The sequence below is a fragment of the Streptomyces sp. NPDC007983 genome, from assembly GCF_042958345.1.
In the GTDB taxonomy this organism is placed as follows: Bacteria; Actinomycetota; Actinomycetes; order Streptomycetales; family Streptomycetaceae; genus Streptomyces.
In genome coordinates this window covers 22922-38551 of sequence record NZ_JBIBJI010000034.1, presented here as the reverse complement: position 1 = coordinate 38551, position 15630 = coordinate 22922, and the positions used below count along the sequence as shown (strand labels likewise).

Here is a 15630-nt window from a genome sequence, read left to right as displayed (position 1 = left end):
CCTCGGCCCAGCACCGGCCGGGCCCTCCCGCGGAGCCTGCCCGCCCCGGACGGCCGGGGGCCTCCGCATCGACCACTGGCAGCTTCGGCGCCGCCGTGGGGCGGCACCGCCACAGAGGAGGTCGCCATGATCGAACCAGCCGTCCATCCCCGGCGAAGGAGAGGGAAAGCCGTACTCCTTGTCGCCCTGGCGATGGCCCTGGCCGCGTTCGGCGCGCCGGCGTTCGCCACATCATCGCACCCCCGGACCACCGCCACCATCCACCCGGCGGCCCACCGCACGGCGGACGCGTCGCTTCCGTGTGACATCTACGCCGCGGGCGGTACGCCGTGTGTGACGGCGCACTCCACCACCAGGGCCCTCTTCGCGTCGTACAACGGGCCGCTGTACCAGATCCAGCGGTCCTCCGATCACAGCTACCGCGACATCGCGGTGCTCGGCGCGGGCGGATACGCCGACGCGGCTTCCCAGGTCTCGTTCTGCTCGGGCACGTCGTGCACGATCACCAAGATCTACGACCAGACGACCGAGCACAACGACCTGCCCATCTCCTGGGGCGGCTTCTGGAAGGGCCCTGGCCCGGGCGGATCCGACGTCGGGGCGGACGCCATGGCCCTGCCGGTGACCGCGGCCGGCCACCAGGTCTTCGGCGTCAAGGTCAAGCAAGGTGTCGGCTACCGGATCGACCACGCGAAGGGCGTGGCCACTGGTTCCCAGCCCGAAGGCATCTACATGGTGACGTCGTCGAACTACACCAACCAGTGGTGCTGCTTCGACTACGGCAGCGGGGAGAACTCCCACACCGACACCGGCAACGCCACCATGAACGCCATCTACTGGGGCAACGCCTGCTGGTTCAACGGGTGCACCGGCAACGGCCCGTGGGCCGAAGCCGATCTGGAGAACGGCATGTACCACACCAACACCGGCTCCAACAAGGACCCCAACAACACCGGTGTGCACTACCCGTTTGTCAGCGCGTGGCTGAAGAACAACGGCACCAGCAACTTCACCCTCAAATACGGCAACGGCAGTAGCGGCGGCCTGACCACCACCTTCTCCGGTCCCCTGCCGGGCGGTTACTCACCGATGAAGCTCGACAGTTCGGTCCTGCTCGGCACCGGGGGCGACAACAGTGTCTCGGGTACCGGCGAGTTCTTCGAAGGCGCGATGACGGCGGGCTACCCCTCCGACGCCACCGAGAACGCCGTGCAGGCCGCCATCACCGCCGCCGGCTACGGGGTGGGCGGCGGCGGTGGCAACACGACCGGTGCGCTGCGTGCGGTGGGTGCGGGCAGGTGCCTGGAGGTGCCGGGCGCGTCCACGACGCCGGGTACGCAGACCCAGATCCGCGACTGCGCCGGCGCGGCGAACCAGACCTGGTCGAAGACCGCCTCCCAGGAGCTCACCGTGTACTCCGGCGGCAGCCGGCTGTGCCTGGACGCCTCAGGCCGGGGCACCGGCCCCGGCACCAAGGTCATCACCTGGGCCTGCAACGGCCAGACCAACCAGCAGTGGAACCTCAACATGGACGGCACCGTCACCAACGCCCAGTCCGGCCTGTGCCTGGACGTGACCGGCGCCGCCACCACCAACGGCACCCCCGTCGAACTGTGGACCTGCAACGGGGGATCCAACCAGCAATGGTCACTGAGCTGACCTTGTGAGAGACCCGCGCTCGACACCGGGGCGGCATTCGACCGCCGCCCCGGCGGGCCACCGCGCCGCACCGCCCGAGCGGGGGAGCAGGACCCGTCCATGACGCGCGCCGCAGCACGGCGGCGCCGAACCGGGAGGAGGATCGGATGAGGTCGAGAGCGAGGCCCGGCCGGCTGGTACTGGCGGTCGGCATCGTCCTGGCGTTCGTGCTGTCATTGCTGTCGACGACCGCGAGCCGGGCCGCCGCGGGCGAGTCGCTGAGCGTGCACCTGGCGTCGACGCGGGGACCGTCGACCGGCGTGGGGGAGGGGTTCCTCTACGGCTTCACCCAGGACGGCAGCCAGCCGGCGGACCAGTTCATCCAGCCGCTGGGGATCAACGCCTTCCGCGGCGGCGGATGGTTCTCCGGCGGCTGGATCAGGGACGGCTACCAGTACGGCCCGGCCACCCGGGCCGACCTCGACTCGATCACCGCGCAGGCGAGACGGCTCACCCGGCCGCCCTATCACGCGCAGTACCAGGTGCTCGTGAGCGACATCTACGGCGCGAACGGCGGCCAGCCGTCGAACACGCGGTACCCGTGCGACAACGGCGACTGCTCCAACTGGGTCAGCTTCATCGACTCCACGGTGGGAGCGCTGCAGGCCTCGGGGCTCACGTTCGCCTACGACATCTGGAACGAGCCGGACATCTCCGCCTTCTGGACCCGAGGGGTGAACAGCACCCAGTACTTCCGGATGTGGGACACCGCCTACCGGGAGATCCGGCGCATCGCCCCCGGGGCGCAGATCGTCGGGCCGTCACTGGCATTCACCCCGCAGCGTAACCCGGGTGAATGGCAGACCTGGCTCGCGCACGTGAAGGCGGCCGGGACGGTGCCGGACATGATCACCAACCACAACGAGGGCGATGTCGACGACCCGGTCACCGTCGCGCGGACCCTGAACAGCGACCTGACCGCGGCGGGCATCGGTCCGCTGCCGCTGTCCTCGAACGAGTACCAGCCGGCCGACCGGCAGACCGCCGGGGTGACAGCGTGGTACCTGGCGCGGTTCGCGCAGTCCGGGTACACCAACGCGATGCGCGGCAACTGGGTGTGCTGCGTCACCCCGAACCTCACCGGAGTCCTCACCCAGAGCGGGGGCAGCTGGCAGCCGACCGGCAACTGGTGGGCGCTTCGGGACTACGCCGACATGACCGGCACCCTCGTCGACACCTCCGGCCAGGCCGGCTCGACGGCGATCTCGGCCTCCGAGGACTCCTCCGCCAAGCGAGCCGTGGCGGTCATCGGCGACTCGAACGGGTACACCGGCGCCGCGTCGGTGACCTTCGACGGGCTGGCGTCCGTGCCCTGGCTGGCGAACGCCGACGGCGTGCACGTCACCGTGCGCCGCATACCGGACCAGGCGCCGCTCGGCGCCCCCCAGACGGTGTACGACCAGAACGTGAGCGCCTCGGGCGGCTCGATCACCGTGCCGATCACGTTCCAGGGCGCGCACGACGCGTTCTCCGTCTACCTGACACCGGCCTCTTCCGGCGGTGGCGGCTTCCCGGACGGCTACCACCAACTCGTGGTCGCTTCCAACAGCCTGTGCGCGGACGTCTACGGCAACTCGAGCAGCGCCGGTGCCGCGATCGACCAGTGGACCTGCAACGGGCAGGGCAACCAGCAGTTCCGGTTCGTGCCCGCCTCGGGCGGCTACGGCGAACTGCGGGCCCAGGACTCCGGCCTGGACGTGGCGGTGGCCGGCAGTTCCACGGCGGCGGGCACCCCGGACATCGTCCAGCAGGCCCCCGGCACGGCCGCGGGCGGCCTCTGGCTGCCGCTGCCGCAGTCCGACGGCTCCTACGCCTTCCAGAACAAGAACAGCGGCCTGTGCCTGGACGTCTACGGCGCAGGCAGCAACCTCGGCCAGCAACTGGACCAGTGGCAGTGCAAGAACGGGCCGGGAACCAACCAGGACTTCTTCCTCCGCTGATCGATCTGCGAAAGGAACCCACCGTGTCACCATTCAGACGGCTGTTCCGGCGCCTGCGCGCCTCGACCGCCGTGCTCGCGGGCCTCCTCCTGACCGCCGGCGGGATCGTGGGCACGGCCGCCGCGCCGGCCCAGGCCGCGACCTCCATCACGATCAACGGCGCCTCCGGCGGCCGGACCTTCGACGGCGTCGGCGCGATCAGCGGCGGGGGCGGCAACAGCAGACTCCTGATCGACTATCCCGAGCCCCAGCGCGGCCAGATCCTCGACTACCTGTTCAAACCCGGCTACGGCGCCTCCCTGCAGATCCTCAAGGCGGAGGTCGGGGGTGACACCAACTCCACCTCAGGTGCCGAGCCCAGTCACCAGCACACCCGGTCCGACCTGAACTGCGACCGGGGCTACGAGTGGTGGCTCATGGAGCAGGCCAAGGCGCGCAACCCGGACATCAAGCTGTACGGGCTCGCCTGGGGGGCGCCCGGCTGGATCGGCGGCGGGAACTTCTGGTCCACCGACATGACCAACTACCTGCTCTCCTGGCTGGGCTGCGCCAAGCAGCACGGGCTGAGCATCGACTACCTCGGCGGGTGGAACGAGCGAGGCTACAACATCTCGTGGTACGAGCAGTTGCGCAGCGCGCTCAACAGCAACGGCTACGGCAACGTCAAGATCGTCGCGGCTGACTCGGACTGGAACGTGGCGAACGACGTCAACTCCAACCCGGCGTTCGCCGCCGCGGTGAGCGCCATCGGCACGCACTACCCCTGCGGCTACCGGTCGTCCCAGTCCAACTGCTCGGTGCCGTCGGCCGCCACGTCGTCCGGCAAGACACTGTGGGCGAGCGAGAACGGCTCGGACGACTACAACGGGGGAGCGCAGGCCGTGGCCCGCGGCATCAACCGCGGATACATCGACGGCCGGATGACCGCGTACCTCAACTGGCCGGTGGTCGCCGCCATCACACCCAACATCCCGTACCCCACCATGGGGCTCGCCCTGGCCTCGCAGCCCTGGTCCGGCCACTACGCGATCGGCAAGAACGCCTGGGTGATGGCACAGACCAGCCAGTTCACCGCCCCGGGGTGGCACTACCTCGACGCCTCCAGCGGCTACATCGGCGGCAACCGGAACAACGGCAGCTACGTCTCACTCAAGTCCACGAACAACTCCGACTACTCCACGGTCATCGAGACGATGGACGCCGACGGCGCCCAGACGCTGGACTTCAACGTCACCGGTGGGCTGTCCACCAAGACCGTCCACGTCTGGTCGACCGACGTCCGCTCCAGCAACCCGGCCGACTACTTCGTGCACACCACGGACATCACCCCGTCCGGCAGCGGCTTCAGCCTCACCGTCCAGCCCGGCCACGTGTACACCCTGACCACCACGACCGGTCAGGGCAAGGGCACCGCCACCGGCCCTGCCCAGGGCAAGCTGAAGCTGCCGTACAGCGACTCCTTCGACAGCTACGCCACCGGCGCCGAGGCGAAGTACCTCATGGACTGGCAGGGCGCCTTCGAGGCGGTGGGCTGCGGTGGTGGCCGCAACGGCAAGTGCGTGCGCCAGATGAGCCCGCAGAAGCCGATCACCTGGGACGCGCTGACCGATCCGCACGCCCTGCTCGGTGACGTGAGCTGGGGCAACTACACAGTCTCGTCGGACGTGCTGCTCGAACAGCCCGGATACGCCGAGTTGATCGGCCGCGGGGGCGGGCACGACTACGACCGCACCGGAGGACTGAACGCCTACCACCTGCGGGTGAGCGACACCGGCGCCTGGTCGATCCTGAACACGAACACAGGCGGCAGCGTCTCCACCCTGGCCCGCGGCACGACCGCGGCGCTGGGCACCAACCGGTGGCACACCCTGGGCCTCACCTTCTCCGGCACCACCATCACCGCCGTCATCGACGGTGCCACGGTCGGTTCCGTGAACGACCGCACCTGGGCGGGCGGGCAGATCGGCTACGGGACCAGCCAGGGCGAGACAGCGCAGTTCGACAACCTGTCCATCACCCCCGGCAGCGGCGGAAACGACGGCGGCACGACCGGCACGATCGTCGGGGCCGGCTCCGGCCGGTGCGTGGACGTGCCGAACCAGTCGCAGACGGCAGGCACCCAGGTGGAGCTGTGGGACTGCAACGGCGGCAGCAACCAGCAGTGGACGGACACCTCGGCCGGTGAGCTGCGGGTCTACGGCAGTTACTGCCTGGACGCGGCGGGCCAGGGCACCAGCCCCGGCACCAAGGTGGACATCTGGGACTGCGACGGCGGCAGCAACCAGAAATGGACGCTCCACGCCGACGGCACGATCACCGGTGTCCAGTCCGGCCTGTGCCTGGACGCCACCGGCGCGGGAACGGCCAACGGAACCTTGCTGCGGCTGTGGACCTGCAACGGCGGCAGCAACCAGAAGTGGACGCGCGACTGATCCGGTGACCGGCTGACGATCACCGACTCCCGCATCACCCCCGTCATCTCCCCCGAGAGGCCCCACATGTCTCCCTCTTCCCTGCCGGTCAGCCGGCGCCGACTGCTCACGGCGGCCGGCGCGGCCACGGCCTTCGGCCTGTTGCGGTTCGCCCCCGAGGCCGCCGCGACCGAAGGCCCCGGAAGCTACACCGCGAGCTGGTCCTCCGTGGACCAGCACCCCCCGGCCCCGGCCTGGTTCCAGGACGCCAAGTTCGGCATCTACTACCACTGGGGCGCCTTCAGCGTTCCCGCATTCGGGAACGAGTGGTATCCGCGCAACATGTACATCGGCGGCTCCGCCGAGAACCGGCACCACATCGCCACCTACGGCGACCCCTCGGCATGGCCGTACAACAACTTCATCGACGGCGCCCGCGACAAGGCCGGCAACCACGTGCAGTTCGCCCCCAAACCGGTCTCCCAGGGCGGCAAGTGGGATCCGGACGCCTGGGCGCAGCTGTTCAAGGCCGCGGGCGCCAAGTTCGCCGGCCCGGTCGCCGAGCACCACGACGGCTTCTCCATGTGGAACAGCCGCTCCAACCCGTGGAACTCGGTCCAGCACGGCCCCGGACTCGACCTCGTGGGGCTGCACGCGCGGGCCATCCGCGGGCAGGGGCTGAAGTTCATGGCCGCGCTGCACCACGCCTATCACTTCAACGGCTACTACGACCACGTGCCGTCCCAGTCGGACCCGGCGCTGCGCATCCTCTACGGCCAGCAGGGCTCGGCCGCGGAGAACAAGCTCTGGTACGACAAGCTGATCGAGGTCATCGACGGCTACCAGCCGGACCTGCTCTGGCAGGACTTCGACCTGAACCTGGTGCAGGAGTCCTACCGGCTCCAGTTCCTCGCGCACTACTACAACCAGGCGGTCTCGTGGAACAAGGACGTGGCTGCGACCTACAAGGACGGCCTCAACAACAAGGGTGAGGTCTTCGACTTCGAGCGTGGCGGCCCGGCAGGGCTGCTCACCCCCTACTGGCTGACCGACGACAGCATCTCCTCCTCCAGCTGGTGCTACACGGTGGGCATCGGCTACTACTCGACGCAGGCACTGCTCCACTCGCTGATCGACCGGGTCAGCAAGGGCGGCAGCATGCTGCTGAACATCGCTCCGATGGCCGACGGCACCATCCCCTCCGGGCAGCAGTCCATCCTGCTCGCCATGGGCGACTGGCTCGGCCGTTTCGGAGAGGCGGTGTACGCCACCCGCTCCTGGGCCAGTTACGGCGAGGGTCCCACCAAGATGGGCGGAGGCTCGTTCAGCGGACCGGTGGCCGGCAAACCGCAGGACATCCGGTTCACCCGCAGCCGGGACAACAAGGTCCTCTACGCCACCGCGCTGGGCTGGCAGGGCGCCACCACGACCATCACGACGCTGAACTCGAACCAGATCAACCTCAGCAGCCTGACGGGCGCGCAACTGCTGAACAACACGGCCGGCACCTACATCGACCTTCCCGCACCCGCCCAGGACGCCTCCGGCCTGCACCTCACCATGCCCTCGTCCAATCCGCCGTTCAGCGCCCTGGCGTACACGGTCAAGCTCACCTTCTCCGGTGAGATCCCCGTCCTGGGCGCGCCGGGCGGCTCCACGACCTGGGTGAAGATCGCCAACGTGACCAGCGGACTGGTGCTCGACAGCGGGGGCGACGTCGCCTCCGGCTCCAACCTCAAGCAGTGGAACTACGACGGCAGCGCCAATCTGCAGTGGCAGCTGATCGACCTCGGCAATGGCTACTACCGCATCATGAACCGCACCAACGGCATGGCCGCCGACAGCTGGGGCAACTCCGCCAACGGCGCTCCCGCCCGCCAGGAGGCGTGGAACGGTGGCAACAACCAGCAGTGGTCCCTCAACAGCCTCGGCGGCAACCGCTATCAGATCGTCAATCGGGGCACCGGCACCGCCCTTGATGGCAGTGGCAGTACCACCGCCGGCTCGACCGCGGTGATGTGGACACCGAACTCCAGCACCAACAACGAATGGACCATCACCGATGTCTGAGCGGTCACAGAGGCAATGCGACCCGAACGCGATCCGGCGAACCGATTCGACCTTTCGAGCGAACCCTCGAACAGGGACGACCGCCGCACACAGCACCTGTTCCCGACCGACCAATGCTCCAGCCCCCGACTTCGGAAGAAGGAGTGTATGAACCGCAAACGCCTCCTCGTGTCCATTGCGGCTGCGGTACTTCTCGTCCTGACCGCTCCGGGCGCCTCGTTCGGCAGCGGCCTCCGCGCTCCCGCGTCGGCCACGACCACCGGCGCCGTCCGGGCGACCGCCGGCTGCGGCAAGGCCCCCACGCTGACGAGTGGTACGCACACGATTCAGAGCGGCGGCCAGACCCGCAGTTACATACTGCGGGTACCTGCCGGCTACGACAGCGACCACCCCTACCGGCTGATCTTCGGATTCCACTGGCGGGGCGGCACGGCCAACGACGTCGACTCGGGCGGAACGGACGGGTACAACTGGTCCTACTACGGCCTCCGGCGGCTGGCGGACAACGCGAACAACGGCACGATCTTCGTCGCCCCCCAGGGCATCGGCAACGGCTGGGCCAACTCCGGCGGCCAGGATGTCGCCTTCGTCGACGCCATGGTCAGCCAGATCGAAGCGGGTCTGTGCGTTGACACCACCCAGTTGTTCTCCGCCGGCTTCAGCTACGGCGGCGCGTTGTCGTACGCCCTCGCCTGCTCCCGGGCCCAGGTCTTCCGCGCGGTCGCGGTCTACTCCGGCGCGAACCTCAGCGGGTGCAACGGCGGCACCCAGCCCATCGCCTACATGGGCCTCCACGGAATAAGGGACAACGTGCTGCCCATCGCGTCAGGACGGGAACTGCGCGACACCTTCGTCCGCAACAACGGCTGCACCCGGCAGAACCCGCCCGAGCCGGTCTACGGCAGCCTGACGCACATCATCACCACCTACTCCGGATGCAGGTCGGGATATCCCGTCGTCTGGGCCGCGTTCGACGGAGCGGGCCACGACCCCGGTCCCATAGACGGTTCCACCGGTGACGGCTGGCGCACGTGGACGTCAGCAGCGGTGTGGCAGTTCTTCACACAGTTCGGCTCGGATTCGCCACCGCCCTCCGGCAATCAGGAGATCGTCGGCCAGCAGTCGGGGCGCTGCCTCGACATCAACAACTCCACCACGGCCAACGGCACTCAGGCACAGCTGTGGGACTGCAACGGCGGCTCCAACCAACGCTGGACCTACACCGCCGGAAAGCAGCTGGTTGTCTACGGCAACAAGTGCCTGGGCGTCTCCGGTCAGGCAGCGGGCAACGGCACGCCCGCGGCGATCTGGGACTGCAACGGACAGGCAGACCAGCAATGGAACATCAATGCCGACGGCGCGATCACAGCAGTGCAGTCGGGGCTCTGCCTGGACGCCAACGGTCAGGAGACCGCCAACGGGACCAAAGTCCAGCTGTGGAGTTGCACGGGTGGTACGAACCAGCGCTGGCGCCTGGAGAACTGAGAGACCGGGGCCAGGCACGGCATCGTGCGGGCCTGGCCCCGCAGACTTCGATGGCTTCATCCGGGGGCGCAAAACGGATCGACGACCTCAAGACGCTCAGCAGGGCATCTTGTTCGTTGGGGTCCGGTTCGGGGCCTGTGTGCCGGCGGCGGCTGGCCGAGTGGCAGGCGGCCGGTGTCGGGGATGAGCTTCAGCGGGTGTTGCCGGACCGGTTGCGGGCGGCGGACCGGCTGGACCGCTCCCGTGTCACGGTCGACGTCTCGCATAGGCAGGCCAAGGGGGGGCGAAGCCGCCCAGAAGTGGGTCCGAGCCCGGGTTGACCGCGCGCGGCCGGCTCGAAACACCATGTGCTGGCCGACGGAAACGGTATTCCGTTGCAGGTGTCGTTGACCGGCGCCCACCGCAAGGACGCCACCCAGCTCCTGCCCCCCTTGGTGTCCCCCTATGTGTCCCTTGTGATGGTGGCCATGTTGGTTTGTTGGTGTGGGTGTGTTGGGGTGGGTGTTAGAAATGGGGGTGGTTGGTTGGTGGTCTGGTTTTGGGCGGGGTGTGTATTGAGTGGGTTGTTGTTGGGTGGGTCGTGTTTCGGCGTGTTCGGGGGGCGTTGGTCGTGGTTCTGTGGGATGGGCATGCTCGCTGGTATGGAGGAATGGGTCGCCGGAGAAGGGGCTGTGGTTCATATCTGGAGAGTGGAAGCTTTTCGGTACGGCGGTGGGGCGGTGGGGCGGTGGGGCGGTGATGATCCGTACCTTCCGAGCCGGTGACGGCACTGTCGGCGCTGTTATCGGTCCCGTCGGCCTTGGTGATGGGCGTTCGCGGATTGCGGGAGGGGCTCGTCGAGGATCCGCGCCCGTGGGCCGGGGTTCACTTTTTCCAATCTCTGGCCCCGGGGGGAGTTGTGGCGTGAGCCCGTGATGGGCCTGCTGGTTGCCGGGGGTGGTCTTGGGTCTAGGTGGCGTGGGTTGCTGGTTCGCGGCGTGTGTGCTGCTGGAGAAGGTCACCGGCTGCTGCCGCGGGCCCCCGCCCGGCCCCCGCCCGAACCTCCGTCCGGCTTTTGTCGGGTTCGTGGGCCGGTTGTGTGTTCGTTGGTTCAAGCACGTTTTCCCTGAGGCCTGTGTGTTTGTTGTCGTGGGTTTATTGAAAGTTGAGGATAGGACTGTATGTTTCAGCGTCAGATGGCTTCTTCTGTTTTGGCTGTTCATTGTGATCGGTTGCGTCCGGTGGATCGGTTGATTCCGCGGGCTGCTGCGTTGCCGGAGCCTTCCGGTGGTCAGGAGTTGTTGGAGGTCGAGGGTGCGTATGGATTGCTGACGCATACCCGGGTGGGTGTCGACTCGCTGGAGGCGGTGCTGGGTCCGTTGGACCGCTGGGAGCTTGAGCCGCGGGTGTGTGGGCCGGAGGGGATGGCGGCTTTGCTGACGCGGTGGAACCAGTATATGGAGGGTCATGCGCAGCGTCCGGGGGTGGATTCGATGGCTGCTGTCGAGTGGCCCAGCCGGGATGTTGCGATGACCGCGGTTTTGCGTTCTTTTGGTTTCGTGCCGGAGTTCGTGATGATCGGGCAACTGAAGGACAGTCCGTTGATGCCCGAGCCGGGCAATGTCAAGGTGCGCCGGGCTACCGCTGAGGATACCGAGGAGGTGTGTGAGCTGCAGATGGTGGAGACCCGGTTCGATGCTGCCATCAGTGGCGCGGTGGAGCGTTCTACCACTGAGGCGTTGTTGCGTGCGGAGATCACTGAGCAGCTCGCGCTGGATCATCCGCTGGTCTGGGTTGCGGAGTATGAGGGCCGGATCGTGGGGGTGCACCGGGGTCAGGAGCCTTCCGAGCCGCAGCAGGCATGGCTTGCGACGAAGATCGCTACCACTCCGGTTGCTCATCTGGTCGGTACTGCTGTCAGGCAGGAGTACCGGGGGCTGGGGGTTGGCACGTCCATGGCCAATCATGCGCATACCGAGCTGAATGCCATGGGTATCGGGGCGGCGGTCGGCTACCACGCGATGTTCAACCCGATCTCGGTGCCGTTCTGGCACCGTCACGGGTGGCGGCCGCTGTGGCACCGCTGGATGCGCACACCGGCCCTGTGACCGGCGCTGTAGACCACGACCGTTACGAGCCCTGTGGAGATGATGATGCTGGTCAAGGCGTTGGAGGAGCGGGCCGAGGCCGTTGCGGACTGCCCCGCGCTGGAATGCGAGGGTGTGGAGCTGACGTTCCGCCAGGCGCATGAGCGGGCCAACCGGCTCGCCCGTCACCTGGTCGCCCGGGGGGTGGGGCCGGACCGTGTGGTGGCGGTGATGCTGCCTCGTTCCACGGATTTGCTGGTGACGCTGCTGGCGGTGCTCAAGGCCGGCGGGGCCTACCTCGTGCTCGACCCGGAGTACCCGTGCGAGCGTCTGGCCTTCCAGGTCCGTGACGCCGCCCCGGTCGTCCTGGTGACGTCGTCCGCCATCGATGCCGGCCGCTGTGAGCTGGGTGTTGCGCGTATTGTGCTGGACGATCCCGCGACGGCCGGCACGCTGGCCGCGCTGCCGGGCGGTCATCTCACCGACGCCGAGCGGAGCGCCCCGCCGGGCCCTGAGGACCTGGCGTATGTCATCTACACCTCGGGTTCCACCGGCACGCCCAAGGGGGTCCAGATCCCGGTACGGGCTCTGCACAACCTGATGGAGGCGATGCAAGAGCACTTCTTACTCGGGCCGGGGGAGCGGATGCTGCAGGTCACCACTCCGACCTTCGACATGTCGGTGCCCGAGCTGTTCTTCCCGTATTACACCGGTGCCTGCGCGGTCATCGCGCCGCGGGCCACTGGGCAGGATCCGCGGGAGCTGGGCGACCTGATCGTGGGCCGGAAGATCAGTTTGGCCCAGGCCACCCCGACTCACTGGCACATGCTGGCCACGGTCAGCCCTCAGGCGCTGCGCGGGCTGCGTATTGTCATCGGCGGAGAGGCGTTCTCGCAGAAGCTGGCGGCGACGCTGCTGGATCTGGGCGCTGAGATCATCCAGGGATACGCGCCCACGGAGACCACCGTGTGGTCCACCGTGCATCCGGTCACCGTGCCCGAGGACGCGGCCGTCATCGGCAGGCCTTTGCGCAACACCCGCCTGTACGTCCTCGATCAGGAGCTGGCGCCGGTCGAGCCCGGTGCCGAGGGAGAGCTGTTCATCGCCGGTTCGGGTGTCGCCCGCGGCTACCTCAACCGGCCTGAACTGACCGCCGAACGCTTCCTGCCCGACCGGTTCCACAACAGTGACAGTGACAGCGGCAGCGGCGGTGAGGGCGGCGGTGAGGGCGGCGGCGGTCAGGGCCTGATGTACCGCACGGGTGACCTGGTACGGATGCGTCCGGATGGTGCTGTGGAGTACATCGGCCGCACCGACCACCAGGTCAAGCTGCACGGTTTCCGGATGGAGCTGGGCGAGGTCGAGGCCGCCCTGGAACGCTCGGGGGACGTCGGGCAGGCGGTCGCCACCGTCCGCGAGGACCGGCCCGGCGACCGGCGTCTGGTGGCGTATGTGACTCCCGCGCCCGGCCGCGTGCCCGACACCGTAAAGTTGCGTGCCTCCGTGGCGGACACGCTGCCGCTGTACATGGTGCCCTCCGCCGTGGTCGCTGTGGATGTGTTTCCCCTCACTGCGCACGCGAAGATCGACCGCAAGGCCCTGCCGGCCCCTGTCGTCGAGCAGGCCGCCATGGTCGAGACCCACCTCACGCAGTCGGAGCTGATGCTCAGCCGGCTGTTCGCCGAGGTGCTGGGAATCGAGCAAGTGGGCCCTCGGGAGAGTTTCTTCGACCTGGGCGGTTCCTCGGTGCTCGCGGCACGGCTGCTGGCGCGGGTGCGCTCGGAGATGGACCTGGATCTCTCGATCCGGATGCTGGTGGAGTCTCCGACACCGGCCGAGCTGTCCCGGCGGCTGACCGGTGAGGAGCCGCAGGACTCCTTCGAGGTCCTGCTGCCGCTGATGACCAAGGGCACCGCACGTCCGTTGTTCTGCATGCGCCATCTCGGCGGCACGGCCTGGTGTTACGGCGTCCTGGCCCAGCACTTCAGCCTGGACTACCCGATCTACGGCCTCCAGTCGCACACCTTCCAGGAGTTCGAGACCCCTGTCGACACCATCGCGGCCATCGCGGCGGACTACGCCGACCGCATCGCCGGTGTGCAGGCCCGCGGCCCGTACCGCCTCCTGGGCTGGTCCTTCGGCGGCATCCTGGCCCATGCCGTGGCCACCGAGTTCCAAAAGCGCGGCGAGGAGATCGAGTTCCTGGGGATATTCAACATCGATCCCCACCTCACGCAGAAGGAGGACCGCGACGAGCAGGGCCTGATCGAATTGATCCTCCAGATCAACGGCAAGGACCTCGCCGACTACCAGCGTCCCCTGCGCTACGAGGACATCGCCGAGTTCGCCGACATGGCCACGAACTACGCCTGGCGGGGCCGCAAAAGCGCGGCGGAGACCTTCGTGGGGACCATGCTGACCGACCTTGGCGCCTGGCGGGAGCACCGGCCTGAGAAGTACAGCGGCACCATGCACTTCTTCGCCGCCGATCCCAGCCCGGTGGCCGAGGCGGCTTCCAGCGGGGCCTGGGAGCCCTACGTCGCCGGCGACATCGTCCGCCACGAACTGGGTTGCGTGCACGAGGAGATGCTCAGCAGTCCCCGCGTGCTCCGCCAGGTCGCCGAGATCGTCAGCGGTCACCTGACCAACTGACCGGCCGGCAGCCACCCCATCCGCGACCGCCTGGGCATCGACATCGGCGCCACCAAGGGTGGCGCCGCGCGGCGGAACGCGAGGCCGCCACCGTGCGCGAGGCCGCCTTCCGCTCCCCCGCCGGCCACGGCCGACGGGGGAGCGGACCCGGCGGCCGCCCCGGACCCGCTCGCCCGGCACGCCCGCGGGGGTCCGCGCCGACCCTGGCGCGGCGGCGCCCGCCACCCGGACGTCGCCCCCTGGCCCGGCCGCTGCCTGGGTCGGCCACCGTCTGGCCCGGCCACCGTCTGGCCCGGCCACCGTCTGGCCCGGCCGCCCTGCTTGCGCCGGCCGCCCCGGCTGGGCCGGCGCCGACCTGAGCAGTGCCCTGCGGGATGGTTCGGCACCACGGAAGGGGTGGCCCTGTGCCGACGACGGCGACCCGCCGCGCTCGCCTGGGCGCACACGGCGGGCCGCACCGGCGTGCGATACGTCGGGGCCTACCGGCGTCGGCGGCCGAATCCCGCTCGGCGGCAGGCCGCTGCCGGACCCGTCCCGCGGCTTCCGCGAGACCGGCCATCTGATCCTGGACCGCAGCGGGGAGCGGCACGCCCGCGGACGCCGTGGACGCCGTGGACGCCGTGGACGCCGTGGACGCCGTGGACGCCGTGGACGCCGCGGACGCCGTGGACGCCGTGGACGTCACGGGCGTCCACGGGCTAGGCACGGTCACCGAGCCCGCCCGGACCCGGGTGCGCCCAGGTGCCGAATGCGCCATGCCCGTAGGGGGCCCTTTCCCTGCCGGCCACCGCCGACAGGGGAAACCGCCGGAAAAGACAATCCTGCCCCCCCCTCGGGCATTCACATAAAACACGGGCCGTTCATTACGGGCGTATTTCGGGCGGATGGACGATAACGCGGTGATCGACCGTACGGCGATGGAGCACAATGCGGCCGGCCCACCGCCCCGAACGTCCCCCGGCTAACCACGGTCACACGGCAAATTAGGGATGTTCTAGGGGGGTGATCAGGGGGTCTGGGCAGCGGTCGGGCGACAAGACTGGACCGGGTAGGGCGAACCATCTGCCCTTTACGGGCTGCCTGTCTGCTGTCGCCTTCGAAGGGACGACGACACATGTTGCGCACGGACCTGCTCCGGCCGCTTTCCGGACCGCTGGTGCGGCAGACCAGGCAGCCCGGCGCGAAGGTCGCCTACAGCGATGCCCACCGGAGCGTGACCCATGCCGGTCTAAAGGCGCGTACCCGCCGACCGGCCGGACACCCGGCGGGAGTCGCGCACTCACCCCCCCCACGGTCGCATCGCGCGGC

7 protein-coding genes and 1 pseudogene are annotated in these 15630 nt (G+C 68.7%); all 8 read left to right on the top strand.

Annotated features, from left to right (window positions below):
* The first annotated feature begins 126 nt into the window (after positions 1–126).
* The 8 genes and pseudogenes from ACFZCY_RS43215 (at position 127) to ACFZCY_RS43180 (ending at position 14322) form a co-directional block, all read left to right on the top strand.
* Entirely contained in the window at positions 127–1659 is a 1533-nt protein-coding gene (locus ACFZCY_RS43215; protein ID WP_391186911.1) for an arabinofuranosidase catalytic domain-containing protein, read from the top strand.
* Between the two features lie 146 nt (positions 1660–1805).
* Entirely contained in the window at positions 1806–3638 is a 1833-nt protein-coding gene (locus ACFZCY_RS43210) for an RICIN domain-containing protein (protein ID WP_391186908.1), read from the top strand.
* Positions 3639–3661: 23 nt separating this feature from the next.
* A complete protein-coding gene (locus ACFZCY_RS43205; protein ID WP_391186905.1) occupies positions 3662–6070 on the top strand; it encodes a ricin-type beta-trefoil lectin domain protein in 2409 nt (802 codons plus the stop codon).
* A 66-nt stretch (positions 6071–6136) separates the two neighbouring features.
* Entirely contained in the window at positions 6137–8119 is a 1983-nt protein-coding gene (locus ACFZCY_RS43200; RefSeq protein WP_391186902.1) for an alpha-L-fucosidase, read from the top strand.
* Between the two features lie 147 nt (positions 8120–8266).
* On the top strand, positions 8267–9604 hold the full coding sequence (locus ACFZCY_RS43195) for a ricin-type beta-trefoil lectin domain protein (RefSeq protein ID WP_391186899.1): 1338 nt from the start codon (positions 8267–8269) through the stop codon (positions 9602–9604).
* Positions 9605–9669: 65 nt separating this feature from the next.
* Positions 9670–10032: pseudogene (locus ACFZCY_RS43190) on the top strand (IS5/IS1182 family transposase); the annotation flags it as partial.
* Between the two features lie 732 nt (positions 10033–10764).
* Positions 10765–11691 carry a GNAT family N-acetyltransferase gene (locus ACFZCY_RS43185; protein WP_391186896.1) on the top strand — a complete coding sequence of 309 codons (927 nt, stop codon included), beginning with the start codon at positions 10765–10767 and terminating at the stop codon, positions 11689–11691.
* A 39-nt stretch (positions 11692–11730) separates the two neighbouring features.
* Positions 11731–14322: an amino acid adenylation domain-containing protein gene (locus tag ACFZCY_RS43180; protein WP_391186942.1), complete on the top strand. Its 2592-nt coding sequence runs from the start codon at positions 11731–11733 to the stop codon at positions 14320–14322.
* Positions 14323–15630: the final 1308 nt, after the last annotated feature.

Excerpts from the sequence above, each read along its gene's own strand:
- ACFZCY_RS43180 (WP_391186942.1), top strand. The coding sequence starts at position 11,731 with ATGATGATGCTGGTCAAGGCGTTGGAGGAGCGGGCCGAGGCCGTTGCG.
- ACFZCY_RS43210 (WP_391186908.1), top strand. The coding sequence starts at position 1,806 with ATGAGGTCGAGAGCGAGGCCCGGCCGGCTGGTACTGGCGGTCGGCATC.
- ACFZCY_RS43195 (WP_391186899.1), top strand. The coding sequence starts at position 8,267 with ATGAACCGCAAACGCCTCCTCGTGTCCATTGCGGCTGCGGTACTTCTC.
- ACFZCY_RS43215 (WP_391186911.1), top strand. The coding sequence starts at position 127 with ATGATCGAACCAGCCGTCCATCCCCGGCGAAGGAGAGGGAAAGCCGTA.
- ACFZCY_RS43185 (WP_391186896.1), top strand. The coding sequence starts at position 10,765 with ATGTTTCAGCGTCAGATGGCTTCTTCTGTTTTGGCTGTTCATTGTGAT.
- ACFZCY_RS43200 (WP_391186902.1), top strand. The coding sequence starts at position 6,137 with ATGTCTCCCTCTTCCCTGCCGGTCAGCCGGCGCCGACTGCTCACGGCG.